The organism is Megasphaera lornae (genome assembly GCF_000214495.1).
Lineage (GTDB): Bacteria > Bacillota > Negativicutes > Veillonellales > Megasphaeraceae > Megasphaera > Megasphaera lornae.
The window spans coordinates 105,012-131,967 of record NZ_AFIJ01000007.1 but is presented as its reverse complement, the minus strand read 5'-3'; the positions used below and the strand labels follow the sequence as shown (position 1 = coordinate 131,967).

20 protein-coding genes and 1 riboswitch are annotated in these 26,956 nt (G+C 45.4%); of the genes, 18 read left to right on the top strand and 2 right to left on the bottom strand.

What is annotated here, in order from left to right:
* The first annotated feature begins 58 nt into the window (after positions 1-58).
* The 8 genes from HMPREF1039_RS01275 (at position 59) to HMPREF1039_RS07890 (ending at position 11,211) form a co-directional block, all read left to right on the top strand.
* Entirely contained in the window at positions 59-1,537 is a 1,479-nt protein-coding gene (locus HMPREF1039_RS01275; RefSeq protein ID WP_007390505.1) for an S-layer homology domain-containing protein, read from the top strand.
* Positions 1,538-1,881: 344 nt separating this feature from the next.
* Positions 1,882-3,309 (top strand): S-layer homology domain-containing protein, encoded by a 1,428-nt coding sequence (locus HMPREF1039_RS01270; protein ID WP_007390585.1) that lies wholly within the window; start codon positions 1,882-1,884, stop codon positions 3,307-3,309.
* A gap of 159 nt (positions 3,310-3,468) precedes the next feature.
* Positions 3,469-4,395: a CobW family GTP-binding protein gene (locus tag HMPREF1039_RS01265; protein WP_007390532.1), complete on the top strand. Its 927-nt coding sequence runs from the start codon at positions 3,469-3,471 to the stop codon at positions 4,393-4,395.
* Complete coding sequence (locus tag HMPREF1039_RS01260) at positions 4,392-5,987, top strand: permease (RefSeq protein ID WP_007390492.1); 1,596 nt, start codon at positions 4,392-4,394, stop codon at positions 5,985-5,987. The genes HMPREF1039_RS01265 and HMPREF1039_RS01260 overlap by 4 nt, the downstream gene beginning before the upstream one ends.
* Positions 5,988-6,731, top strand: coding sequence for a TIGR03943 family putative permease subunit (locus tag HMPREF1039_RS01255; RefSeq protein WP_007390559.1), 744 nt, complete (start codon positions 5,988-5,990; stop codon positions 6,729-6,731).
* Between the two features lie 68 nt (positions 6,732-6,799).
* The gene (tatA, locus tag HMPREF1039_RS01250) at positions 6,800-7,003 is read left to right on the top strand and encodes a twin-arginine translocase TatA/TatE family subunit (RefSeq protein WP_007390520.1); all 204 of its coding nucleotides are present in this window, start codon (positions 6,800-6,802) and stop codon (positions 7,001-7,003) included.
* Entirely contained in the window at positions 7,003-7,515 is a 513-nt protein-coding gene (locus HMPREF1039_RS01245; RefSeq protein WP_007390461.1) for a methylated-DNA--[protein]-cysteine S-methyltransferase, read from the top strand. Before tatA ends, HMPREF1039_RS01245 begins: the two co-directional genes overlap by 1 nt.
* Before the next feature lie 273 nt (positions 7,516-7,788).
* Positions 7,789-11,211, top strand: a complete 3,423-nt coding sequence (locus HMPREF1039_RS07890) for an ESPR-type extended signal peptide-containing protein (protein WP_007390588.1) — start codon at positions 7,789-7,791, stop codon at positions 11,209-11,211.
* 185 nt (positions 11,212-11,396) lie between these two features.
* Here the strand turns inward: HMPREF1039_RS07890 and HMPREF1039_RS01235 are convergent, their stop codons facing one another.
* Entirely contained in the window at positions 11,397-12,089 is a 693-nt protein-coding gene (locus HMPREF1039_RS01235) for an SIMPL domain-containing protein (protein ID WP_007390499.1), read from the bottom strand.
* A 126-nt stretch (positions 12,090-12,215) separates the two neighbouring features.
* A riboswitch (TPP riboswitch) is annotated at positions 12,216-12,313 on the top strand.
* Between the two features lie 56 nt (positions 12,314-12,369).
* On the opposite strand from HMPREF1039_RS01235, the gene thiC reads away from it, so the two are divergent.
* From thiC to rplS, 3 genes are all read left to right on the top strand, one after another.
* The gene (gene thiC / locus HMPREF1039_RS01230; protein ID WP_007390570.1) at positions 12,370-13,671 is read left to right on the top strand and encodes a phosphomethylpyrimidine synthase ThiC; all 1,302 of its coding nucleotides are present in this window, start codon (positions 12,370-12,372) and stop codon (positions 13,669-13,671) included.
* 471 nt (positions 13,672-14,142) lie between these two features.
* The gene (locus HMPREF1039_RS07640) at positions 14,143-17,325 is read left to right on the top strand and encodes an ESPR-type extended signal peptide-containing protein (RefSeq protein ID WP_007390538.1); all 3,183 of its coding nucleotides are present in this window, start codon (positions 14,143-14,145) and stop codon (positions 17,323-17,325) included.
* 180 nt (positions 17,326-17,505) lie between these two features.
* Entirely contained in the window at positions 17,506-17,847 is a 342-nt protein-coding gene (gene rplS, locus HMPREF1039_RS01220; RefSeq protein WP_007390464.1) for a 50S ribosomal protein L19, read from the top strand.
* A gap of 55 nt (positions 17,848-17,902) precedes the next feature.
* Here the strand turns inward: rplS and HMPREF1039_RS01215 are convergent, their stop codons facing one another.
* Positions 17,903-18,226: a YnfA family protein gene (locus tag HMPREF1039_RS01215; RefSeq protein ID WP_007390489.1), complete on the bottom strand. Its 324-nt coding sequence runs from the start codon at positions 18,224-18,226 to the stop codon at positions 17,903-17,905.
* 209 nt (positions 18,227-18,435) lie between these two features.
* Between HMPREF1039_RS01215 and secA the strand changes: the two genes are divergently transcribed.
* The 7 genes from secA (at position 18,436) to ftsX (ending at position 26,956) form a co-directional block, all read left to right on the top strand.
* Positions 18,436-20,898: a preprotein translocase subunit SecA gene (gene secA, locus HMPREF1039_RS01210; protein WP_007390530.1), complete on the top strand. Its 2,463-nt coding sequence runs from the start codon at positions 18,436-18,438 to the stop codon at positions 20,896-20,898.
* A gap of 104 nt (positions 20,899-21,002) precedes the next feature.
* Positions 21,003-22,137, top strand: a protein-coding gene (prfB, locus tag HMPREF1039_RS01205; protein WP_407635198.1) for a peptide chain release factor 2 whose coding sequence is annotated in 2 segments (ribosomal slippage) — positions 21,003-21,074 and positions 21,076-22,137 — 1,134 coding nt in all. Because the reading frame shifts where the segments join, the coding sequence is not laid out codon by codon here.
* A gap of 54 nt (positions 22,138-22,191) precedes the next feature.
* A complete protein-coding gene (locus HMPREF1039_RS01200) occupies positions 22,192-24,141 on the top strand; it encodes a DUF5693 family protein (RefSeq protein ID WP_007390501.1) in 1,950 nt (649 codons plus the stop codon).
* Entirely contained in the window at positions 24,050-24,247 is a 198-nt protein-coding gene (locus HMPREF1039_RS08310) for a DUF5693 family protein (RefSeq protein WP_235720014.1), read from the top strand. Before HMPREF1039_RS01200 ends, HMPREF1039_RS08310 begins: the two co-directional genes overlap by 92 nt.
* Positions 24,240-25,373, top strand: coding sequence for a polysaccharide pyruvyl transferase CsaB (gene csaB, locus HMPREF1039_RS01195; protein ID WP_007390486.1), 1,134 nt, complete (start codon positions 24,240-24,242; stop codon positions 25,371-25,373). The genes HMPREF1039_RS08310 and csaB overlap by 8 nt, the downstream gene beginning before the upstream one ends.
* A gap of 28 nt (positions 25,374-25,401) precedes the next feature.
* On the top strand, positions 25,402-26,088 hold the full coding sequence (gene ftsE, locus HMPREF1039_RS01190) for a cell division ATP-binding protein FtsE (protein WP_007390587.1): 687 nt from the start codon (positions 25,402-25,404) through the stop codon (positions 26,086-26,088).
* The gene (gene ftsX / locus HMPREF1039_RS01185; protein WP_039891615.1) at positions 26,078-26,956 is read left to right on the top strand and encodes a permease-like cell division protein FtsX; all 879 of its coding nucleotides are present in this window, start codon (positions 26,078-26,080) and stop codon (positions 26,954-26,956) included. The genes ftsE and ftsX overlap by 11 nt, the downstream gene beginning before the upstream one ends.

Sequence of the window (26,956 nt, the reverse complement as noted above, 5' to 3'; positions counted from 1 at the left end):
CGCACTTATTTTTTATTCCTGAAAACATTTCAGTATTTTGGGAAAAGAGGTATACAGTATGAAAAAGACAAAGATTCTCGCCGCTCTCGCGGCCACCATGGCGGTAGGCGCCACTTGCGCCTTTGCAGCCAATCCGTTCGCCGATGTACCGGCAGACAGCTGGGCGTACAAATCGGTAGTTACCTTGGCTAACTCCGGGATTCTTCAGGGCGTGGACGGCACGCATTTTCAAGGTAACCGCAACATTACTCGCTATGAAGCGGCGGAAATTACGGCTAAAGCCATGGCACATGCCGATCGGGCCAATGCACAGCAACGGGCGATCATTAATAAATTGGCCCATGAATTTGCCGGCGAATTGAACAACTTGGGCGTACGTGTTGCCAACTTGGAAGATCAAGTCGGCACGGTGAAATTCTCCGGTACGTTCAAGGTGGATTATAATCATAAAGCGGCATCTACTAGAGACTATGATGTAGCCAATTATAAAGGCATAAAAGATGATATTAAGAATAACACTCATGACCACGCGATGCAGCCGGCTGACTGGCAGTCCGGGGAAACCGTAAGTGCAGATAAAGAACAGAAGTATAGTAACGAAGGTACGTACGGTGAGGTGAAGAAAAATGCCGGCGAATATATTGAGACGGCTAAAAAGGCCGCCGTTACGGGAGATGCTTCGTATTCGTATACGGCACAACTTACGGCTACGGCAAAGGTAAGTAAAAACGTAAAAGCGAACATTGGGTTCAAATATAAAGGGACATTCAATGACGCCGCCGGCGCCGACAAGGCTTATGCTCATGTAAATGTGGCCAATGTACAGGCCAAGGTTGCCGATCGGGTCAGCGTATTGGCCGGTCGTCATACGTTGACCTTGGGACAGGGGTATATTTATGATAATGTAGTGGACGGTGTAGAAGCACAAGTGGCTGCGGACAAAGTCAGTGTGCAGGCCGGCTATGCGAAATTAAAGGCAAAAGATTTTACAGACTATAAAGTAGGGTATGTACAAGCCCGGGCGGCGGTGAGCGATGTTGCCGGCATAGGCGCGTACTATGGACATGTAGTGGTACCCAATGAACCGAAGGATGCCTCCACCCAGGTGTACGGCGCTTTCGTACAGGCGAACGTAGGCAAGCAGGTGCAGGCGCTGGCAAGTTATGAAAAATTTAGAGCATATGACAGCACAGCTAAACAAGCGCGTGACAATTCGGTTGCCCGGTATGGTAAGGTAACATACGGCAAAGCGGATTTTGCTACGCCGAAATCTTGGGATGTCTGGGTAGATTATTTGAATGCTGATTCGTTTGCCTTCAGTGTTGAAACCGGCGGCGTAAATGGCGGTACTTGGAGGGAAGGCGATTTGGCGGATAATATTATATCTTGGGGGATCGGTGCGGATTATATTTTTGCCAAAAATGCCAAAGTTCAGTTTAAACAATCGTTTGCTTCGAAATTGAAGTACGAACCGCATGCAGCGGTTAAAACGAAAGTAGGCGAACAGACCAAGGTGCAACTTGAATTTTTGTTCTAAACGACAGGCGGAAAAGGAATCACGGCGGTGATTCCTTTTTTTATTATAAAAGATGGGGAAGGAAGACTATTCAACAAACAGTATTGATAAATATTAATAAAAACGTAGAAAAACGGCTTAAAACATGGAGGTTTAGTATTTTATTGACAAAATGATGTATAAAATGATACAACGACAACAAGATTCCCATAAAGTATGGGAATCATTCGGGAACAGCGGCAATCGACAGCGTCGACACGGCATCTGCAAGGCAACAAGGACAACTTGGAGACAGGCGGGGCGATAAAGCGATTTCAGCGTTCCTAAAATCAGTTTCAGTATTTTGGGAAAAGAGGTCATGCAGTATGAAAAAGACAAAGATTCTCGCCGCTCTCGCGGCCACCATGGCGGTAGGCGCCACTTGCGCCTTTGCAGCCAATCCGTTTGCCGATGTACCGGCAGACAGCTGGGCGTACAAATCGGTTGTTACCTTGGCTAACTCCGGTATTCTTCAGGGTGTGGACGGCACGCATTTCCAAGGGAACCGCAACATTACCCGCTATGAAGCGGCGGAAATTACGGCTAAAGCTATGGCACATGCCGATCGTGCCAATGCACAGCAACGGGCGGTCATTAACAAATTGGCCAATGAATTTGCCGGCGAATTGAATAACTTGGGCGTACGTGTTGCCAACTTGGAAGATCAAGTCGGCACGGTGAAATTCTCCGGTACGTTCAAGGTGGATTACAATCATAAAGCGGCATCTACCAGAGACTATGATGTAGCCAATTATAAGGATGTAGCAGTTGATAAAACGCAAAACTACACGATGAAACCGGCTAACTGGCAGTCCGGGGAAACCGTAAAAGAAAACAAAGATAAAAAGTATACTAAAGATAATACGTATGGAACCTTGAAGGCGGATGCTGATGCCTATAAATCCGGCGCCGTTACGGGAGATGACTCCTATTCGTATACAGCACAACTTAAAGCTACGGCAAAGGTAAGTAAAAATGTAAAAGCGAACATCGGCTTCAAATATAAGGGGCAATTTAATGATGTCCATGAAGCTAACTCTGCATATGCCCATGTAAATGTGGCCAATGTACAGGCCAAGGTTGCCGATCAGGTCAGCGTATTGGCCGGTCGTCATGATTTGACCTTGGGACAGGGCTATATTTATGACGATGTAGTAGACGGTGTAGAAGCACAAGTGGCTGCGGACAAAGTCAGTGTGCAGGGCGGCTATGCGAAATTAAAAGCGGATGCATCCTATAAAGTGGGGTATGTGCAAGCGCAGGCGGCAGTTTGCGATTATGCCACGGTAGGTGCTTACTTTGCCAATGTGGTAACGGGCGCAGCGAATACGAGTACACATGCATACGGGGCTTCCGTACAGGCGAAAGTAGCCGATCAAGTAAAGGCGTTAGTAAGCTACGAAAAATATAAGGTATATGACACGGAAAATAAGGTAACGACTTCTAAACCGGCTTCCTGGTACGGTAAGGTAACGTACGGCAAAGCGGATTTTGCGACGCCGAAATCTTGGGATGTATGGGTAGATTACTTGAATGCCGACAAGTTTGATTTTGTAAACGGCGGTACCTGGAGAGGCGGCAATTTGAAGAGCAACGTTAAATCTTGGGGGATCGGTGTAGACTACACCTTTGCCAAGAACGCCAAACTTCAGTTCAAACAATCCTTTGCTTCGAAAGTAAAGAAAGAAGAAAATGCAGTTGTGAAAACAAAATTGGGCGAACAGACCAAAGCACAGCTCGTATTTGTATTCTAAGATACACGAGTAAGAGGAAAGAGATCACTACGGTGGTCTCTTTTTTTTCATTTTTTTCGGGAAATGAGTCCCGAGTACAAGGCGTTTTGAGAGAACCGTTGCATTGTTTTATATAGGTGTGCTACAATGAGTCGACATAGGAAGTAAGGGGGCTTTTTTATGCAGATACCTGTATATATTATTTCCGGTTTTTTAGGAGCCGGAAAAACTACGTGTATTCGTCATTTGTTGGCACAAATGGCGGGAAAAGCACGGGTCATGATTATAGAAAATGATTTCGGTGAAGTGAGTTTTGATGCGCAAGTGTTACAGTCGGCAGGCGTGCAGGTGCAAGAATTGACGTCGGGGTGTATTTGCTGTACATTGGCGGGAGATTTTAAGCAGTCCTTGCAAGCGGCTTTGCGCGGGCGGGACGTGGATTTGATTCTTATTGAACCGTCCGGTGTGGGAAAATTATCGGATATTATTGCCGCTTGTCAGAGTGCGGAATTGGCGGATAAACTTTCGCTGCGTCAGTGTGTGACGGTGGTGGATGTACAACGGTGTGCGTTGTATTTGCGCAATTTCGGCGAGTTTTATAAGGATCAAATTTCTCACAGTCAAGTCGTGTTCCTCAGCCATGTAGATGAAAATCCGCAGGCCGTAACGGCGGCCGAGGCGGCAGTACGGACGTACAATCCGACCTGTCGTATATATGCCGAACCGTGGGAGAAGTTGCCGTTAGGAGACCTTGTATTTTCGGCTTCCGCCGGCATTGAATTGTCCGGTTCGCCTGTGCAAGAACCGTCTTGCGATCAGGACCATGCTCATGATCATGCGGCTCCTTTTGTGACGTGTACGCTATACGCGAAAGAACCGCGGTCGGCGGCGGCCTGGCAACAGGTGATCCGGGCGGGGATTTCGCTGGAAGGTGCCGCATTGGTGCGCGTAAAAGGGATTTTGCCGACCCCGTCAGGATATATACAGGTGCAATATAACGGCGGCGCGTTGACCTGTGCGGACAGTACGGTGCCGGGGCGTTCGTTGACATGTATCGGCACGTCGTTACAAGAAAAACGGTGGCGTGCGTTATGGGAGGAAGTATGAGTCGAATTATTGAGCCCATTCCGGTGTATGTGGTTACCGGATTTTTAAGTACCGGTAAGACGACGGTGCTTAATCATATACTTTCGCATCGCTCGGGAGTTGTAGGACGGGCGGCCATGGAAGAAGGCATGACCCCGGCTTCGACGCCGGTGTATACGTTGCCGCCGGTGACGGAAACCAATGCGGCACAAGTGGCGGATTCTTTATTGCGGCAGGTGCAGGGCAAGGGGATTCGCGAATTGTGGCTTGAAGCCAACGGCATGGTTCCCTTTGCAGTATTGGAAAAATTATTTTTGGAAACCTCGTTGAATCAGGTGTTCCGACTAAAAAAAGTGTTTTTTGTGACGACGGTCCCGTATTGCCGGCAGCTGTTGGGAAAAACGGGCAATGCTGTATATACCCAGTTGTCACATGCCGATACGATTATTCTGTTGGATCGGTTGCCGGGAGAAGAGGCGCATGCCGATGCCTTGGCGGAAATGCAGGTAAAACGGCAGTTGCAACGACTTTGTCCGCAGGCTCGTTTTATTACGGCTTCGTCCCTGACGGATGCCCGTACGGTGGCACATGAAGTGACGGTGCGACATACGCGAACGGCACGCCTGATTACAGCGGGCTTTATTGCGTTTGCGGCCGGGTATACGATCATATGTCATTCGCAAGCTTCCACGGCGGCCACTTGGCATGTGGTTTCGGCGCTTTGGCTGGCTACGGTGCTGCAGGCTTTTTCTTTTTTAATCTTGGGCATTGCCTGTTCTTCGGCGTTGCAAGTATTCGTGCCGCCGTATTTTCTGGAAAATCGTCTGCGCGGGAATTTGGCAAAATCTATGGCGTGGGCATTAGTGGGCGGGTTTATTTTTCCCGTTTGTGATTGCGCTTCGATTCCCATGTTTCGCAGTTTGATCAGTCGGCGCGTACCGATTCCGGCGGCCCTGCTCTTTATGTTGTCCGGCCCGATCATCAATCCGGTGGTCATTATTTCCACTTGGTATGCGTTTTTAGGAATGAGTCAGGTTGCTGCGGCACGAATTATTTTGGGGTTGGCGGTTGCCTTGACGGTCAGTCTTTCTTTTCGCAAATACTGCGGCGCGGAGGCGTTGACGGCAGGGATGCCGGCGGTCGCTGTTTCGGCGTGCAGCTCCGTGGAAGTGGGGAAGATTACCACGCGGCGGGATCGGGTGATTCTTTTTTTGGAACATGCCAAAAATGATTTTTATCGGATGGCTCCCTATATTGTGGGCGCTTCCTTCTTAGTGGCGTTATTTCAAGGATATAGCGGCAATTTGCTGAAGTACTATTCCTTGACGGGAAATTTATCGATGACCATTGAATTAATGTTGGCGTTAGCTTTTATTCTGTCCATTTGTTCGACGGCCGATGCGATGATTGCCCGAAATTTAAGTTCCAATGTACCTTTGCCGGGAATTTTAGCCTTTTTGATTTTTGGACCTATGATGGACTTAAAGAATTTTTTAATTCTTTCTTCTTTATTTCCCAAACCTTTCGTCTATCGATTGGTTATTTCTCTGGTGGCGGCCTGTTTTGCGGCGTCGTTTATTTTTGCCTTTGCGACGGGAAGCGTGGTGATATAAATGAAACAGGTGAATCGGCAGGCGTTGGCGGAAGGGGTTTCCTTTATCGTACTGGCGGTTGTTTGGCTGATCTTCATGGGGAGCGGAACGTATCGCTTGTTTATTGCGCCGCGATTGCTTCCCTTTTTGAGTTTGGCGGTTGTATTTTTTTTGCTTTGGGGCGGTGTCACTTTGTTTTTAGGACGGCGGCCTACGTATCGGCAGCGGTATCGGAACTGTTTGATTATGCTCATTCCTGCGGTACTGCTGTTGGGACCGGTGTGTTTCGGCGGACAACGATTCTCCAGCCATGCGGCGGCGGAAATGATGGACGAACCGCAAGCTTCTACGCATCCGTTCGGAATTGATTTTGACGGCTTGAGCGGTCCGGGCATTGATGAAGAACACCGGGTCATTATTATGAATACGAAAAATTATTATGCCAATGATTTGGAATTGACAAAAAATATTGAAAAATATCAAGGCTATACGGTATATGCGCTGGGATTTGTTTCCTATGACGATGAAATGCTGAAAGGCAATGATTTTACCATTGCCCGCTATTTAATGTTTTGTTGTATCAATGATATTACGCCTTTCGGTTTGACCTGCCAATATGACGGTACCAAGCGATGGACGGAATTTCAATGGGTAGCGGTGAAAGGTACGGTTTCCAAACGACCGTGGCACGGGTTGATGCAACCGATTATTGTGGTGCAGGAAATCATGCCGGCACGTAAGGTGGAAGGCTATATTTATCCATAGGGGCTTTTTTTTCCGGGGAGCACCGTGATACAATAAACAAAGAAAATTCGGAGAAAGAAGGTACGCAGATGCATTTAGGAGCACAGGAATTAATTATTATTCTGATTATCGTGTTAATTCTTTTCGGCGGTAAAAAAGTCAGCGGTTTAGGGCGGGCATTGGGCACCAGTTTACGGGAGTTTAAAGAAGAAGTAAACAAGCCGACTGCGGAAACTGCGACGGTAAAAACGGGGGACGAAGAAACGACGGCAAAAAAGGATGGAGAAACGTAATGTATTATTGGACATCGTACGCGTCGCCCTTAGGAGAAATGACCTTGGCGGCAACGGATACCTTGCTGCTCGGCGTGTGGTTTGTGGGGCAGAAACATTATTTCGGCACGTATAAGCAAGAAGATTTTCAGGTCGGTGCCAATGCGGTGTTGCAAAAAGGAGTGCGGTGGTTGGACGACTATTTTTCCGGACGGCAACCGGGACCTTGGCAAGTTCCCATAAATCCGGCGGGAACGATGTTTCGGCGGCGGGTTTGGCAAACTTTATGTCAAATTCCGTATGGGCGTACGCAAACTTACGCCGGTTTGGCGGACTTGTTGCAAAACGCGACCGGCACCGTCGTATCTCCGCAAGCGGTCGGTGCGGCAGTGGGCTGTAATCCGTTGGCGATCATCATTCCCTGTCATCGGGTCATCGGCACCGGAGGGGCATTAGGCGGATATGCAGCCGGGACAGAAAGGAAACGCCGGCTTTTGTATAGCGAAGGCGTTGATGCACGGCGGTTAAAATAAGAAAGAAGTTACATAAGGAAGAATACAGAAGACGATTTCGCTGAACTGTAAAAGTCGGGAAATCGTCTTTTATAGTAGGTGTTGAGAAGGTTTTATTTATAGAATGTAAGACGAAGGTATATATTACTAGCGTATAATAAAGATAAAATGATAAAAATAAAGTTTATTCATTTACAAAAAGTGTAAAGTATATTATAATACATACGTTAAGATAATTATGATTGTTATTTTCATTTATATTCATTAAGGGGATACTATTAATAGGAGGGGAATATGAATAAAATTTTTAAGATAGTTTGGAGCTATGTTCGAAATACTTGGGTTGTTGTATCAGAATTAGATGGAAATAAGCGGTTTTGTCGTAAACAAAAAAAATGGGGAAAAGTTACGTTAGCTGCCATAGTAACAGCCGGCATAGTAACGGGGATGCCAATAGTAGGAATGGCTCAGAATCAAAATGAAGTAGCGATACAAAAAAATATTCAAAAACAGGAAAAAAGTACAAAGAACAAAAAAATGGCAGTAGAAATAACTAAAAATAGTTCTGAGAATACTTCTTTTTTATTTATGGCCGGTAAAGGACTACAGGTAACAAATCAAAATAATACTATTACATATAGTTTAAAAGCGCTTCCCGGTGAATTACATTATTTTTCAATATCTGATACAGAAAAATTGCCTGGAGGGGATGCTCCTAATTATGCTAATGATGGGGCTAAAGGACAAAATTCTATTGCTATTGGGGTACAAGCGACAACTGTTCCGAAGGCAATAGGTGCTATTGCTATAGGCTCATTTAATATAGCAAATGATGAAACCTTAAATGAGAAGGGTGTGAATTTTATCGGGGCTAATGTAAATGGCCCTTATGGAATTTCGATTGGGAGTGATTCTTGTGCAAGTTCATATAGTACATCTTTAGGAACTGGTGCACAGGGAGGAGCCGGCAGTACGGCTATCGGTTTTGGTGCTATGGCGGGAACATTGGGCATTAGTATAGGATTTAATGCACATACAATGGATAAAGCACCGGGTAAAACTATTTTACAGTTATTACAAGACCCCGGTAGTCAACACTCTATTGCGATTGGTAATGATGCATCTACGTTATCAGCGGGTTCTATTGCTTTAGGGCGCGCTTCTGTCGGTGGATATAGTGAAAATAGCCCAATATATAAAATGGCTATAAAACCGGCGTATTTGACAGGGGAAATAAAGAATGTGAATGGAGCTAAAGTAGATCCTTTTGATCCTGCGTGGGGATGGATTTCAGTAGGTCGAGCTGGACATTTTCCTGATGACGATATAAATAACGGCGGTACAGTTGATGATAAAAATACCGGTAGCAAAAAGGATAAATATTTTCGGTCGGGAATAATGATTCATCGTCGGATTAGTAATGTAGCAGGGGGGGTATTAGGAGCTGATGCTGTTAATGTATTTCAGTTAAGATCATTGGATAACAAAATAAGACATACGTATATTAAAAAAAATGAATTAAAAGAGGAATTAACGAAAGCCGGAATCCGTTTTAACTGCACCGGTCAATCTTCATCCGCTACTTCAACGTCAGTAAATTCGAATGCTCCATTTGTTTTAGGGGACGGATTAATGCAACAAGGGTATGATGAAAATAATATCCCGAAAATTGGACTTAATAAACAGTGGATAAAAGAACAAATTTGGCCAAAGGGAACGCTTCCGAATAATCACTTTATTTCTATCGGTGCGCCGGAAAATTTTACAAATATTAAGAATTATAAAAATGACGGGGCATCTTTAGCTGTTAAATCTATTGCAATCGGACCCGGAGCATCGGTGAAAAATGGAATTTTATCAGCAATTTCTATCGGTACCGGAAATTCTAATTTAATAGGTAATCCGGATGATATTAAAGAACAAGTTGATCGATTTGATTCAGATACTAAGAGGCCAATAAGAGTGAATCAAGCGGGAGCTTATGTAGGGGCTGATTTTGGGATCGCTATTGGTATGGACTCATTAGTTGATGAAGATGCTTCAAGAGCTATTGCTATAGGGGTAGGAAGTTGGGCACGAGATAATAATAGTATTGCATTGGGATCATCTGCTGTAGCAGATACTCCCGGCTCTATTGCGATTGGACAGAATTCTCAAGCCGGATATTATGATGATTCTTCGCAGTATTCGGAAAAAGCATTTTTAATAGGGGAAAAAGATAAATTTTCACCGGACAATGGTTGGGTATCTTTTGGAAACAGCTCGATAATTCGTCGTATTTCACATATTGCCGGAGGAGCTGAGGATACGGATGCAGTTAATGTACAGCAATTAAAAGCATTGCAAAATAATATAACAAATGATTTTGTAAAAAAATCAGAAATAGGCCAATTAATTCAACAGAATATAGGGAACGAATTTGTCAAGAAGTCGGATATTCCGAATATGAACGAATTTGCCAAGAAGTCGGATATTCCGAATGTGAACGAATTTGCCAAGAAGTCTGATATTCCGAATGTGAACGAATTTGCCAAGAAGTCGGATATTCCGAATGTGAATGAATTTGCTAAGAAGTTGGATATTCCGAATGTGAATGAATTTGCTAAGAAGTCGGATATTCCGAATGTGAACGAATTTGCCAAGAAGTCTGATATTCCGAATATGAACGAATTTGCCAAGAAGTCTGATATTCCGAATGTGAACGAATTTGCCAAGAAGTCGGATATTCCGAATGTGAATGAATTTGCCAAGAAGTCTGATATTCCAAAACAAGTAAATCAATATGTTCAGAGTCATTCAGACGAATTAAAACATTCATTAGGAATTTCTCCTACATCCGGAGATAGGACGTCTTTGAAATTACAATATGCGAATGCCCAGGGAAATATGAACTCTTCCTCGATTAACTCTTTAGTTATACAAGGACAGAAAGGCGTTTCAATACAAGTAAAATATAAAGATGGACAAGGTAATATTATAGCATCATTATCTCCTGATATAGTAGTAGGAAAAGTAGATCCGACAATTCAAACCAGAGAAGCCCAAGAAGATATACCTAAAAATGGTTCTTTTATGGTTGTGGGAAAAGCCGGAAAGGGGATATGGTTAGATGGTGCTACAGGACAGGTGACGATTGGGAAGGTTGTAACAGTTCCTTCAGCAGATGGTTCAAAACAAATTGTAAAAGGAGTAACGATGACCGCGGAAGGACAAGCATTGGTACTTAATAATGTTAAATTGAGCGGTTTAAAAAAGGGCGTTGCAGGTTCGGATGCCGTGACGGTAGGACAATTACAAGATATAGGTCAGGCAATAGACGAAAAATTTGTATCGGCGAAAGACCATACGGATAATGGGGTTGCAGGGGCGGCAGCATTGGCAGCTTTGCATGCACAAGCGTTTGATTCGGAAAATAAATTAGATGTAGCTGCAGGTTTTGGTCGTTATGGAAAAGCAAATGTGGCAGCATTGGGGATGTTCTATCATCCAAATGAAAATATGACATTTAGTTTAGGAAGTACATTTGGCAAAGAACATAATGTTATTAATGCAGGGGTTTCTCTGCGTGTAGGCCAAGGGCATATGCCGATTCCTATGAGTAAAGCAGCTATGGTACAAGCATTAATTCGTCAAGGAAATATGATAGTTCAACAAGAAAAACAAATCAGACAATTAACTGCATGGGTACAGGCATTACAAAATGGACAAAAAAAATAAATGATAAAAAATCTCAGTGCTATATAGCGCTGAGATTTTTTATTTTATCTGTTATCGGATAAAGTATTTTTATGTTATTTTTGTACGGTAATATTTTGTGAAAATTTTTAGTAGATTTTGTTACATTATGTTACATTATATATATTAGTTTATATGCAATATTTGAGAACACTATTTGCAGTGGATTATTGTAAATAAAAAACCAGATGGACTTGTCGCCGGACGGTTGCGGTGCCTACGGCAACGGGAGTCGCGGCGGTCAGATTCACACTGCGTACGGTGCCTCTATAGGAGGGGGCAGCGGGGATGGTGATTTCTTTAATATCACCTAACCGTTTACCGGCGGCTGCGGCGGTAATTTCCGCGGTGTTTCGCCCGTTTTGTACGGCTTGTTGCAAAAGTTGGCGCTCCGTTCCTTCAATATGTTCACCGACAAAGGTCAGATCTTGTATTTTATTCGGCGCATAGTGCGCGATGGTATCCAAGAGGGCCGAGAGGCGTTGTAAGTCGTGAATTTTTAAGCGCAACATATGCGTTACGGTATAAGAAATGATGGTATCATTTTTAGAATCATAATTGGGAGATACATAAAAATCCGTGGTTTTTATATCTTCCGGAGCTATGCCGGCATGTTGTAAAGCCGTGCGGATTTTTTGTATGTCGCGGTTATTGCGGGTTTGTGCGATACTGACTGTCGGCGCCGCGGTTTCCATGCCGATGGATATATAGGCAGTATCCGGAACGATTTGTGTTTCCGCATAACCGGTTACTTCCAAGGTGGCCGGCGGCGCCGCGGCGACTGCCGGAGAGAGCGTATATAGGGCTGCCGGGATTAGTAATGTGCAAAAGAAACGAAACATAAACCTTGTGATTTTCATAGGAACCTCCTTAATAGCGGTATGATAACAATTTAAGTATAACATTAGTAAATTGTTGACAGCAAGTGCGGAAAAGCCTTTCGGGTTATTGCAATTTACAAGAAAATGAAATATAATGAAAAAAGATTGAAAAGCTAGGGGAGCCTTCGGGCTGAGAAAATATTGATTTGACCCTTGTACCTGATGCGGGTAATGCCGTCGTAGGAAAGCTTCACGAATCCGTTCGGCTCACCTGCGGGGGTGAGCTTTTTTTTATTACCGGAAACAGGAGGTATATGGAATGAATTATACAACACAAATGGATGCGGCACGTAAAGGTATTTTTACACCGCAAATGAAAATCGTGGCGGAAAAAGAACACATGGATGAAAAAAAACTTATGCAGTTAATCGGGGAAGGCAAGATTGCCATACCTGCCAATAAAAGGCACACGAGTTTATCGCCGGAAGCGATTGGGAAAGACTGTCGTACGAAGATCAATGTGAATTTGGGGGTGTCTCCGGAACACAATAATCATGAAGAAGAATTGGAAAAAGTACGAAATGCCATCGCCTTAAAAGCGGAAGCTATTATGGATTTGAGTAATTTCGGTAAAACGCGGGAATTTCGGCGCAAATTGGTAGCCATGTCCACAGCCATGATCGGTACCGTACCGATGTATGATGCGGTGGGGATGTTGGACAAAGATTTAAAAGACATCAGTGTTGACGAATTTTTCTCCGTCGTGCAACAGCATGCCGAAGACGGCGTGGATTTTATGACAATACATTGCGGCATGAATCGCAAGACGGCGGAACGCATAAAGCGCAACCCTCGGTTGACGAATATCGTTTCTCGCGGCGGTTCGTTGTTATTTGCGTGGATGGAAATGAATGACCGGGAAAATCCGTTTTATGAATATTATGATCGTCTTTTGGATATTTGTGAAACCTATGATGTTACGTTGAGTTTGGGGGATGCGTGTCGGCCGGGGTGTACGCATGATGCGACGGATGCGGCGCAAATTGAAGAACTGATTACGCTGGGAGAACTTACCAAACGGGCGTGGGAACGCAATGTACAAGTAATGATTGAAGGACCGGGCCACATGGTGTTAAATGAAATTGCGGCGAATATGCGGTTACAAAAACGCTTGTGTCATGAGGCGCCATTTTATGTATTAGGTCCTTTGGTGACGGATATTGCGCCGGGATATGACCATATAACCAGTGCTATCGGCGGTGCGATTGCCGCTTCTTGCGGTGCCGATTTCTTGTGTTATGTAACGCCGGCGGAACATTTGCGACTGCCTGATGTACAGGACGTTAAAGAAGGGATTATTGCGGCACGTATTGCGGCACATGCCGCCGATTTGGCGAAGGGGATTCCCGGTGCGCAGGCATGGGATGATGCCATGAGTAAAGCCCGGGCGGCAGTTGATTTTGATACGATGATTCCCTTGTCTATCGATCCGGAAAAAGCAAGGAATTATTACGAATCAAGTAAACCGGAATGTGAAGGAACTTGCACGATGTGCGGGAAAATGTGTCCGGCACGGACGATGAAGAAAATTTTAAACGGCGAAGACGTTTCTATACGATAATACGTCGAAAAAAGACCTTGTGTAGACAAGGTCTTTTTTTTGTAATAAATATATTACGTTTTTACTAGTAATAAGGGGACAAGACTAAAAAGAACGGCGGACGGCAATTACGGCAGTCGTATTGATTCGCATTCAGTTCGGCTGCGGAATTTTGCAATTTCGATCGTCGGACACGGATTGCCGTTGAATTTCGGACATTTGGATTCTCTAATGGCAAGGGTACCGTGTACAATTGTTTTTTTGTTAGCGAGCGTACGGTTCGGTTTATATAGGTGAACAATAACGAGGAGGTGATTCATAAAAAACGTAGTAATATAGAGCATATATAGAAACCAATATAATCATGTATTGATTATATTGTAAAGATGTATTAAAATAAAAATGATTATTAAAATCGTTAATGAAATATGAATGATTTTAATATGTATACAGGTAGCGGTATGGATAGTTCGTACCGGGAGAGGAGCAGTTATGAATAAAGTATATCAAGTTATTTGGAGCCGTGTGCGTCATTGTTATATGGCAGTAGCCGAGACGGTTGCACGGTCACATTATAAGCACAGCAGTAAATCTGCGGCTAAAGCGACTTGGGTGGCAGTGGCGGCGGCCGGATTATTGACGGGGATTCCTGCTTTCAGTATGGCGCAGGGCAGTACTATTGTTGCAACCAATCAGGTAGTGCGGACCGCAGAGGGACAAGCGCTTACGAAAGATAACGGCAAAGCGAAAAAAGAGGAAACGCCGGTTTTCTCCAATGAAGAATTAAAGAAATTGACGGATCGGGTGATTTTTCCCATGAACTTTATGTCCGCTATGTATAATAATTCTGATTATAATTCGCCATCTGAAAGTTCTACGAAAGCCATTCATTATGTATCGGTTTCCGGAGATGAGTCGGAACAAACTCCTGATGTCTTAGGCGATCAATACACATATGCATCTAATTACCATAATGATGGCGCTTCTATTGTGGGAGTAAAACATGACACATGGGCTATTGCTATTGGTCGTGGTGCTACTGCTTCTAATTCGGGAGCTATTGCGATTGGGAGTGATTTTAATGACGTTGGAGATCAAGAACAAAATTATATTCAGGATTTATTAAAACAATTACGTAGGAGGAACCCAAATCAACGTGCGGAAACCGGCGGGTATCAGAGTGGGTATGGTACTAAGCTTTATGAATATGCGCCTAAAAACGTGTCACTCGGGGCGATTGCCATCGGTAGCGGAGCGCAGACTTGGGGACAAAAAAATATTTCTATTGGTTATGCCGCACATACGATAGGAAGAGATCCGGAGTATGAAGAAAGACAAATTGCTATTGGTGATTGCGCTGTTACTTTGGGGGATGATAGTATTGCTACGGGAACACAAGCGCGAGCTGATGGTAAGAACAGTATAGCGTATGGGTATCATAGTTGGGCAGAATTGCCGAATTCAGTGGCAATTGGCGCGGATTCTCATGTGCCTGCTATAGGTGAAAATAAGTTAAAACAAGCTTATTTATTAGACAAGGATACATTTTTATTAGATAATGGTTTTGTGTCTTTCGGAAAAGAAGCTTACACGGATGATTTTGGGAAGCTTCAACCTGCGGTGAATCGTCGCATTATTCACGTTGCCGGCGGTGCGGAAGATACGGATGCAGTGAATGTAAAACAATTAAAAGCGTTGGCAGCAATGTACACGCCGACGGATAAATTAGGAGACGTTATTAACCAAAAACTGGGAGATACGTATGCTAAGAAAACGGATATACCGAAGGCTGTTGATCTCAGTAAGTACACGCCGACGGATCAATTAGGGGCCGTTATTGATCAAAAACTGGGAGATACGTACGCCAAGAAAACAGATATACCGAAGGCTGTTGATCTTAGCAAATACACGCCGACGGATCAATTAGGACCCGTTATTGATCAAAAATTGGGAGATACGTATGCTAAGAAGGCGGATATACCGGCGGTCAAAACATTTAAAGCCGTAGGTGACGGTATCAGCGTAACGGAGAAGGATAATGTTATTACGTATACGCTGGATACGAGCAAATTACCACAGAGTAGTACCGGCGTATATGTTACCGAACAAAGATATAACAACGATTTAAAAGGGGAACATATCGTTTTGGGAGAGGGGAGTGTCGCCTTTGATCAACAAAAAGGTTATAGCGGCTTATTTGCCGCCGGCATAAATGCCATAGCCGGGGGAAAAGATGCTATTGCTATCGGGAATAAGGCCTCTGCAACGGGAAATACTTTTTCTATTGCTATCGGTTCGAATGCGGAAGCCCCTATGTCAAATTCTATTGCCTTAGGAGAAGGAAGTATTGCGAATTTAACATTATCACAACAAGGTAAACAATCGTATTTGACGAAGGAAGATTGGAATGGCGATTATAATGGCGTGTTGTCATTAGGTCGCGATCTCAGCGGTGCCCGGGCGGAAGTAACGCGTCGCATTATTCACGTTGCCGGCGGTGCGGCAGATACGGATGCAGTGAATGTAAAACAATTAAAGGCGTTGGCAGCAATGTACACGCCGACCGATAAATTAGGAGACGTTATTAACCAAAAACTGGGAGATACGTATGCCAAGAAGGCGGATATACCGGCGGCTGTTGATCTCAGCAATTATACGCCGACCGACAAATTAGGAGACGTTATTGAACAAAAACTGGGAGATACGTATGCCAAGAAGACGGATATACCGGCGGCTGCTGATCTCAGCAAGTACACGCCGACGGACAAATTAGGAGACGTTATTGAACAAAAACTGGGAGATACGTATGCCAAGAAAGCGGATATACCGGCGGTCAAAACATTTAAAGCCGTAGGTGACGGTATCAGCGTAACGGATAAGGATAATGTTGTTACGTATACGCTGGATATCAATAAATTGAAAACACAGTTGAGCGGCAGTTCTTCCGCCGGAACGAACGGTAAATCGGCGTATGAAGTATGGGAAGAATATACAGATGGGAACGGCGCACAACCGAATAAAGGAAAGAAGGAAAGCGACTTCTTAGCCTCTCTAAAAGGAAAAGACGGCACTAACGGAACGAACGGTAAATCGGCGTATGAAGTATGGGAGGAACATAAAGATGTGAACGGCGCACAGCCGAATAAAGGTAAGTCGGAAAGCGACTTCTTAGCCTCTCTGAAAGGAAAAGACGGCACCAACGGGATCACTGCAGCACAATTGGAACAAGTGTCGCAAGGAATGCAGACCCGTATGGCGGCTTTAGGGAAACATATGAATAGTATGGGTGCGGGGAATGCGGCCTTGGCGGCCTTGCATCCGTTGGAATTTGATCCGGATGATAAGCTGGAAGCGGCTGTCGGCGTGGGACATTATGGTGATGCGAATGCGGCGGCGTTAGGTATGTTTTATCATCCTGATGAAAATACGTTGATTAGTGTGGGCGGCGCATTCGGCAAGGATAAAAACGTCATGAATGCGGGTATATCTTTCCGCGTCGGTAAGGGCGGAAACGGTATGTTGTTAACCAAGACGGCTTTGGCAACGGCGGTAAAACAGCAAAATATAGTGATTCATCAACAAGAAGAACGGATTAGACAGTTGGAACGGGAAAATAAAGCGCGGGATGCCAAGTTGGCGGAAGTGTTGCAGGCATTAGCGCAGGTAAAACGGTAACCGTAAGCGGACGGTTTGACAGTGACCTTGTCTTGTGCTATACTAATCTACGTATGTAGAGTGCAACGCAAGTGCGTTTGAGCTCTTTTTTATTCTAGGCAGTCCTCTGTTCGCAGGGCGACCGTTGGATAGTGTGAGCAACGGCGATGAGCAAGAATGTCTTACAGGAGGAAAAGAAAGATGAACATTATCAGCGTATTGGAACAAGAACAACTTCGACAGGATATTCCCGCATTTCGTCCGGGGGATACGGTTAAGGTGCATGTGAAGGTTGTCGAAGGCAATCGGGAACGTATTCAGGTGTTTGAAGGGGTTGTCATCGGTCGTCAAAATGGCGGCGTACGGGAAACTTTCACGGTTCGCCGGATTTCGTACGGGGTCGGTGTGGAACGTACGTTCTTAGTACATTCCCCGCGTTTGGCAAAGATTGAAGTCGTTCGACACGGTGTTGTTCGTCGGGCTAAGCTGCATTATCTTCGCGGCTTGACCGGTAAAGCCGCTCGTATTCGTGAACGTCGCTAATACAGGGATAAAAAAGGGTCGAAGTTATTTCGGCCCTTTTTTTATGTTTATGTTGTCAGCGCGGGGCATACATGATAATATACACCCCGATCAGGGAAACGATGCCGCCCGCTATATCGAAAGCGTCCGGGCGCATGCCGTCAATCAGCCAGCCCCACAGAAGGGACAAGACGATAAAGATACCGCCGTATGCGGCATAGACTTTGCCGAAAGAGGTTTGCGGTTGGAGCGTGGGCACCATTCCGTAGAGAATGAGGATAACGGCGCCGCCAATAAAATATAAAGGGCTTTTATGGTCTTTTAGGCACAGCCAAATGAGATAGCCGCCGCCGATTTCACAAATTCCGGCCAATATAAAGTATAAAATGGAACGAATCATACTATATCCTTTCTGTATCAGTTGATAAATAATGTCATTTTTATTTTATAGCGTTTTTGCACGAATGAAAAGGGGCGTACGGGCAAGAAAATAAGATGGCCGGACTATTGTAACAGGGGATTTTACTTGTCATTTCAGGGTTAGTTTGATAGAATGTATAATTGATATAAGTAAGGAGAGAGAAATTTTCAATTGGAGGGCTCGTAGCAGTGATTAATAAATTTGTACAGCGATTGCTCGGTAATAATACAGAACGGGAATTGAAAAAAATGTGGCCCATTGTACGACAAATTAATGCGTTGGAAGACAATGTATCCGGATTAAGTGATGCGTCTCTGCAAGCAAAGACCGCGGAGTTTAAGCAGCGATTGGCAGACGGAGAAACGTTGGATGATTTGTTGCCCGAAGCATTTGCTGTGGTGCGGGAAGCTTCGCGTCGGGTGTTGGGGATGCGTCATTTTGACGTGCAATTACTGGGCGGTATGGTACTTCATCGCGGGAATATTGCGGAAATGCGTACCGGCGAAGGGAAAACGTTGGTGGCAACGTTGCCGGTATATTTGAACGCTTTGACCGGTAAGGGCGTTCATGTGGTTACGGTCAATGATTATTTGGCAACTCGTGACAGCGAAGAAATGGGACAAGTCTATCGGTTTCTCGGCTTGAGTGTCGGTCTGATTGTGCATGATTTGTCTTATGAACAACGCCGTCGTGCATATAATTCGGATATTACGTACGGTACTAATAATGAGTTCGGCTTCGATTATTTGCGGGATAATATGGTGGTCAGCAAGGAACAGATGGTACAGCGACCGCTGCATTATTGTATTGTCGATGAAGTAGACAGTATTTTAATTGATGAAGCGCGTACTCCTTTGATTATTTCCGGTCCCGGTGAAAAATCGACGGAATTATATTCGACGTTGGCAGGGATTGTCGCCCGTTTGGAAAAAGACGACTATACTATGGACGAAAAGCAAAAGACGATTGCCCCGACGGAAAGCGGCGTTGCCAAGGTAGAAAAAATGTTGGGCGTCAAGAATATGTTCGACCAGGAGCATTTGGAGTTGAACCATTTGGTCATTCAGGCGTTGCGGGCCCGGTTTATGATGCATAGAGATAAAGATTATGTGGTTAAAAACGGAGAAATCGTGATTGTTGACGAGTTTACGGGGCGTTTAATGTTTGGGCGGCGTTTCAGTGACGGGTTGCATCAGTCGATTGAAGCGAAGGAAAATGTTAAGGTCCAGGGCGAAAGTAAGACATTGGCAACGATTACGTTCCAAAATTATTTTCGTATGTATGATAAGTTGGGCGGTATGACCGGTACGGCTAAGACGGAAGAAGATGAATTTAATAAGATTTATAAATTGGATGTCTATGTTATTCCGACGAATAAACCTGCGATTCGTAAGGATTTGCCGGATGTGATTTATAAGACGAAAAATGCGAAGTATCGGGCGGTTGTTCGGGAAGTACTGAAACGGCATGCCACGGGGCAACCGATTTTAGTAGGGACGACCTCAATTAGTCAATCGGAAATTTTGAGTCAATTGTTAAATAAAGAGCATGTGGTTCATAATGTATTGAATGCAAAATTTCATGAAATGGAAGCGGAAATTATTAAAAATGCCGGGCAACGGGATATGGTCACGATTGCCACGAATATGGCAGGCCGCGGTACGGATATTAAATTGGGTGACGGTGTGGCGGCCTTGGGCGGGTTAATGATTATCGGCACGGAACGTCATGAAAGTCGGCGGATTGATAACCAGTTGCGCGGCCGGGCCGGTCGGCAGGGGGATCCGGGGACAACGCAATTTTTCCTTTCTTTGGAAGATGACTTAATGCGTATTTTCGGCTCTGATAATATTGCCAAGTTTATGGATCGCTTGGGCATGGATGAGGACGAACCGATTACGCATTCCATGATTACCAAGTCGATTGAAAAGGCCCAGAAAAAAGTGGAAAATCATAATTTTGAAATCCGTAAATATGTGCTGGAATATGATGATGTAATGAATCAGCAGCGGGAAGTCTTATATGGACAGCGGCGACAGGTGTTGGTTGCCGATTCTTTGCGGGATACCATTTTAAATATGGTGGATGATATTATTTTAAGCGCATTAAATAAGTATGCGAATGAAAAATTATATCCTGAAGAATGGGATTTTGCCGGTTTATTGCAACAAATGGAACAGTATTTTGTGCCTAAAGGCAGTGTGACCGTTGAAGAATTGGAAAATCTCAGTCGGCCGGAAGTGCAAGATAAGTTGAAAGCGATTGCCGTGCACTTGTATGATGCACGAGAAGCGGAAATCGGCAGCGACACGATGCGGCAATTGGAAAAAGCGATTATGCTGCGTGTTGTAGATAGTAAATGGATGGATCATTTGGATGCGATGGATGCGTTGAAAGAAGGCATCAATTTACGGGCATATGGGCAAAAAAATCCGATTGTGGAATATAAGTTTGAAGCGTATGAAATGTTTGAAGAAATGATAGAGGCCATTAAAACAACAGTGGTTACTTTCTTGTATCATATTCAAATTACATATAGTGCCCCCGTACAGCAGGCGGAAGATCGCCTGCAGGAAGCACAGGAAGTGCATGAAGAAGCGGCTGTCGCCAACGGTGATGCGGTACAGGGGGCCGCGGAGCCGAATGCCTGACGGCAGTGTGCATAAAATGAGATTAGACGGGTCTAATCTCATTTTATATACAGCGAGAAATACGTTTATTTTTATGTGAGAAAAGCGGAAAGACGGTGAGACTTGTGTTATTGGAAGAATTACGAAAACCTTTAGAGGAATTACAACAAAGAATACAAGAAATCGGGGATTCACTTTAACTTAGCTCGTAAAGAAGAGCGGATTATGGACTTGGATATACAAATGAGTGATCCCGATTTTTGGAATCATCCGGATACGGCACGTCGCATTTCGCAAGAAGCGACGGCGTTGAAAGAAGAAGTGCAGGGGCATCGGGCCCTGATGGAACAGGTGGCTGATTTACGTGAATATTTGGAGTTGGCCATGGAAGAAAAGGATACTTCTTTGACGGCGGACATTGAAAAGCAGTATGAGGCGTTGGCGGGAGAAGTGGAAAAACGGGAAATTCGATTGCTTCTTTCCGGCGAATATGATCGGTGTAATGCGATTGTGACGTTTCATGCCGGCGCCGGCGGTACGGAGGCGCAAGATTGGACACAAATGCTGATTCGCATGTATACGCGGTGGGCGGAGCGAAACGGATATGTTATGCGGCTTATGGATTTACAGCCGGGCGATGAAGCGGGCGTAAAAAGTGCGACGTTTTCTGTTGACGGCGAGTATGCGTACGGGTATTTGAAATCGGAAAAAGGGGTGCATCGTTTAGTTCGTATTTCCCCTTTTGATGCGGCGGCACGACGGCATACTTCGTTTACTGCCGTGGATGTTATGCCCGAATTACCCGATGATGTGGACGTGAAAATTAATATGGATGAGGTGCGGGTCGATTATTTTCGGGCTTCCGGCGCCGGCGGCCAGCATGTAAATAAAACAAGTTCCGCTGTTCGTATGACACATTTGCCGACGGGGATTGTAGTACAGTGCCAAAATGAACGTTCGCAGTTACAAAATAAAGAAATGTGCTTGAAATATTTGCGTGCCAAGTTGTTTGAGTTGGAAGAGGAAAAGAAAGCGCAGCTTAAGGCTGAAATCGGCGGCACCCATCAGGCTATTGAGTGGGGCAGTCAGATTCGTTCGTATGTATTTCATCCTTATAATTTGGTTAAAGATCATCGCACCGATGTGGAAACCGGGAATACCCAAGCTGTCATGGACGGCGAGTTGGATAAGTTTATTGAAGGGTTTTTGCAGCGGGAAAAGAATCGGAAGGCGGCAGGACAAGATCCGTATAACGGGTAAGGCGCAAAGGCGGTTTTTTTTAATCGTCAAGGCGGAAAATAAACAGGTGAGTATATGGTAAAGAATAAAAAAAGCAAATATTTTATGATAATAGCCGTGTTGGTTGGCTTGGTATGTGCCCTTATATTGTGTGTACAGCGTCATGAGGTGGAAATACACAGTCGTACGATTGAGCAGGCGGCGGATTATGATGCCGTAGTACGTATGGCACGCAATGACGGGTATGATATGGAAGCGATGTTTGCTGCATGCCGGCAAGCCGGCATTACCTCTTTTACACTGTATGACGCGACGTTGAATAAATTGGCGCAGCGAGGCGATATTTCCGTGGTTACCCGCTTGGGGTCGCAGTTATATTATCCTCAATTGGGGATTACCGATCATACCTATGATTACTATGTGATCGGCAAGCCGCAGCGGGAAAATGATCCGTATTTTGCGGAAGTATTGTCGGATTTGCAAGTGCGTCTGGGGGCAGGCAATGCGAAGGACCTGAGTAACGGGGCGTATCGTATTGCCGGTGTTCGCGGGGTTATGCCCGAATTGGGCGATGTCAATTTGGGTATTTTAAGTGCCGATGCGGCCGTTATTAATCAGCACGGTTTTTATGTTGTTTTGCGGCCTGTTAATTACGGCGATCCCGTGCCTGCACAGGTGGATCACTTCTTTGCACGGGCACAGGCGGTAAAACGGGCATCGGGTATTATGTTTGTAGGTAAAGACGTGCTCGGGTATACTCCGCTGGCGACGGCGGAACATCGTATGTTGCAGCATACGGCGAAGCGAATGCAACAGGAAAAGTTGCCGTTTTATATGATTGAAGCGACTACGCAGCTGCAATATGAACCGCAAGACGGCATGTATGAATTGGCCGATTTGTTGCAATATCACACGGTACGAGGCTATGCCATGTCTAAAGACGAGCTGGATAAGATTCAGCCGGGGGAAGCTTCGATGCGGTATTATATCAGTGATTTGGAACGCAATGTACGCTTTAATTTATATCCGTTATATAAAAAGCCGTTACATGGTAAAAATTTAACGGAAACAAATTTAGATTATATTCACACGGTGTCACAAAAATTACAAGCTCGCGGGTATACGTTGGGACGGGCATCCGTCATGCCGCCTTACTATCCCGATCGGCTCCTATTGGCGGCAGTGGCGGCGGCGGCTTGCTGCGGCTTTGTCCTGGTGTTGAATTTGCTGGTGCCGTTGGCGGATCGGTATAATTATATGCTGTCGGCGTTGGGGATTCTTTTCGGTTGCGGCGGCGCGGCGATTGCGAAGGGGTCTCTGTTTTTACAGGTCATGGCGCTGGGATGCGCGGTGGCGGCACCGGTCGCAGCGATGCTGATAATATTGGATTATTGGCGGCAACGACCGATTCGGCAAAAACGCGGTTACCGGTATGTTTTGCGTGACAGCATTCTCGGCGTGTCCGCAGCCGTGGCACTGGCATTTATAGGCGGTTTATATATTGCCGGTATGTTGGGAAATATTCGCTTTTTTATGGAATTTGATGTATATCGCGGAGTGAAATTGACCTTTGTGCTGCCGCTGCTGTTGGTAGCTGTCGGCTATTTGCGCCGCTTCCCGTTGTATGGGCATAGTTTGGCCACGCCGCAGGAAGGAAAACAATTTATACGGGATTTTTTACAGTTGCCCGTGCGCATGAGTACCTTGATCATTGTTGCAATACTGGGGGTATTTGCGTATGTTTTTGTCGGCCGCAGCGGTCATACGGCAGGGGTTCCCGTGCCGGGGATGGAAGTGGCTATGCGGCGGTTTTTAGAAAATATTTTGTATGCCAGACCGCGGGAAAAGGAATTTCTTATCGGCCATCCGGCATTTTTTATTATGGTGGGTGCTTTGTATAGACGGTGGCCGCAATTATTGCATTTTTTTTGCCGTGATTGCGGCAACGATCGGCGTCGGTTCGCTGGTAGAAACGTTTGCACATATTCGTACGCCTCTTATGATGTCTGTAATTCGCGGGATTAACGGGTGGATTATGGGGATGATTATCGGTGTGATCCTAATTATTGCCATAGCTGTTCTGGCACGCTTTACGGCGTGGTTGGGAAAGCGGGTGGATCAGGGTGAATAAGATTGTTATTTCCGGATACTATGGATTTGCCAATGCCGGAGATGAGGCGATGTTGACTGCTATTATCAACACGTTGCGACAATTGGATCCGCAAGCGGAGATTACGGTGATTACCGGCAATTGTGCCGCCACGGCGACTCGGCACCGGGTGCGGGCTGTCAAACGAACCGACTTTTTCGCCATTGTGCGCAGTTTGGCCGCCTGCAGCTTAGTAATCAGCGGCGGCGGCAGTTTATTGCAGGATGTGACCAGTTCCCGCAGTTTGTATTATTATTTAAGTATTATGGGATTGGCGGTCGCATTGGGAAAGCCCGTCATGTTATATGCGCAGGGAATCGGTCCCGTACGTCGTCGTATGGCAAGAAAAGCGGTTCGCCGGTTGTTACAGCATGTGCAGATGATTAGTGTGCGGGATCGGGAATCCAAACGTGATTTGACGGCCATGGGCGTTACGGTGCCGCCGATTCACGTGACTGCCGATGCGGTATTATCCATGCCGACGGTTACGGCGACAGCGGGGGAAGAAATTTTGCGCCGTGCCGGCAGTGACGGCACACGCCGGCGTGTCGGTATTTCGTTGCGGGAATGGCGGGGCGTACAACAATATAAAACGGCCGTTGCTGCGGCAGCGGATGTGTTGCAGACGGAAGAAAATGTGGAAATTATATTTGTGCCGATGCAATATCCGGCGGATGTGCAGGCGGGAGAAGCCGTGGCGGCTTTGATGAAAACGCCGGCATTGGTTTTGCGGGAGGCTTATGATACGGCCGAATTTATGTCCCTTATGGCTTGTATGGATGCGGTTATTGCCAATCGATTACATGCGTTGGTATTTGCCTCGCTGGTGCATGTTCCGGTAACGGCGGTGTCGTATGATCCGAAAATTGACAGTTTTATGACGGGGATCGGTACCGGAATTTGCGGTACGGTGGAACGGGTCGAGGCGGCGGATGTAATCGGTAATGTACGGCGGCAGTTACAGCAAGGCGGCTTGACGCCGGCAGTGCAGCAACGCTTGCAGCATGTGCGTCGCCAATCGTTGCGAAATACGTATTTAGCGGCCCGGCTGTTGGTAGGAAAAGAAGGCGTGCGGAAGGCGTGGCGGCGTTGGTGTCGTCTGGTATAAGCGGGCATAAGAAAAAGAGAGGTTGCGTATGATTGAGTTGAAAAATGTATCAAAAACATATGATAACGGTTCTGTCGCATTGGATCGGGTGTCCCTGCATATCGGTAAAGGGGAGTTTGTTTTTGTGGTCGGGGCCAGCGGCGCCGGTAAATCCACATTGATTAAATTATTATCTCATGAAGAAGTGCCTACTGACGGTTCCGTACTGGTGAACGGGATTGAAGTAAATTCTCTCCCGAAAAGCAAGGTGCCGTATTTGCGGCGAAAAATGGGCATTGTGTTTCAGGATTTCCGTTTATTGCCGAACAAAACGGCTGAAGAAAATGTAGCCTTTGCCATGGAAGTGATCGGGGCTTCCCGTCGGGTTATTAAAGAGCGGGTGCGTACCGTATTGGATCTGGTCGGGTTGTTGGGAAAGGCGGACATGTTGCCCAAAAAACTCAGTGGCGGGGAACAGCAGCGGGTGGCCATTGCCAGAGCGATTGTCAATCGTCCGTTGTTATTGATTGCGGATGAACCGACAGGAAATTTGGACCCTGAAACTTCGAAAGGGATTATGGATACTTTTAAAAAAATTAACCACACGGGAACCACCGTTCTCATGGTGACACATGATAAACAAATGGTGGATTGGATGAATAAAAGGGTCATAGAAATTGTGGACGGCGCTATTATTCGAGATGAATTACGGGGGGGCTACAGCAATGAAGATTAGGTATTTTATGTCGGAAGCCTGTAAATCGTTTTGGCGTAACAGCTTTATGTCTATTGCATCCATTGTGACGGTTGCTCTTTCTTTTTTTATATTGGGAATTTTTGCCATCATGGTGGCGAATTTGGATAATTTTGCCGATAATTTGGAAAATCAAGTACAAATCAGTGTGTATTTAAAAGACGGTTTAACGACGGAGCAGGTAATGGGCGTCGGGAAACGCTTAAAAGCCCTTCCGGAAGTACGACAAATCAAGTTTACCAATAAAGATCAGGCGATGACGGAATTAAAAGAACGGATGAAGGATCAGCCGGGCATTTTGGAAGCCTTGGAAGGAAAAAATCCTTTACCTACTTCGTATGAAATTACCTTTACCCAGGCGGGAGCGGTTAAAAAAGCGGCACAAATTGTAGCGACCTATCCGGAAGTGGAAAGTTCGCATTACGGACAGGAAATTATTGAACAGCTTTTAAATATAACGCGGGTCATCCGCTGGGGCGGGATGGCGCTGATTGTATTACTGACCGTAGCCACGTTGTTTATTATTTCCAATACGATTCGTCTGACCGTTTTTGCACGGCGTAAGGAAATCGGTATTATGAAATATGTGGGAGCAACGAATTGGTTTATTCGGTGGCCCTTTTTGCTGGAAGGGTTATTACTGGGATTTATCGGCGGAGTTATTGCCGATGCGGCATTAGTGCAATTTTATCGCTTTGTGACTTCCGAAATTCATCACTCCCTGGCGTTTTTACCGCTTGTAGGAATGAATCCTTTTATGTATCAGGTCGGTATAGGGTTGTTGCTTTTAAGTATGATTATCGGCGCTGTGGGCAGTACAATTTCATTAAAACGGTATATGAAGGTGTAA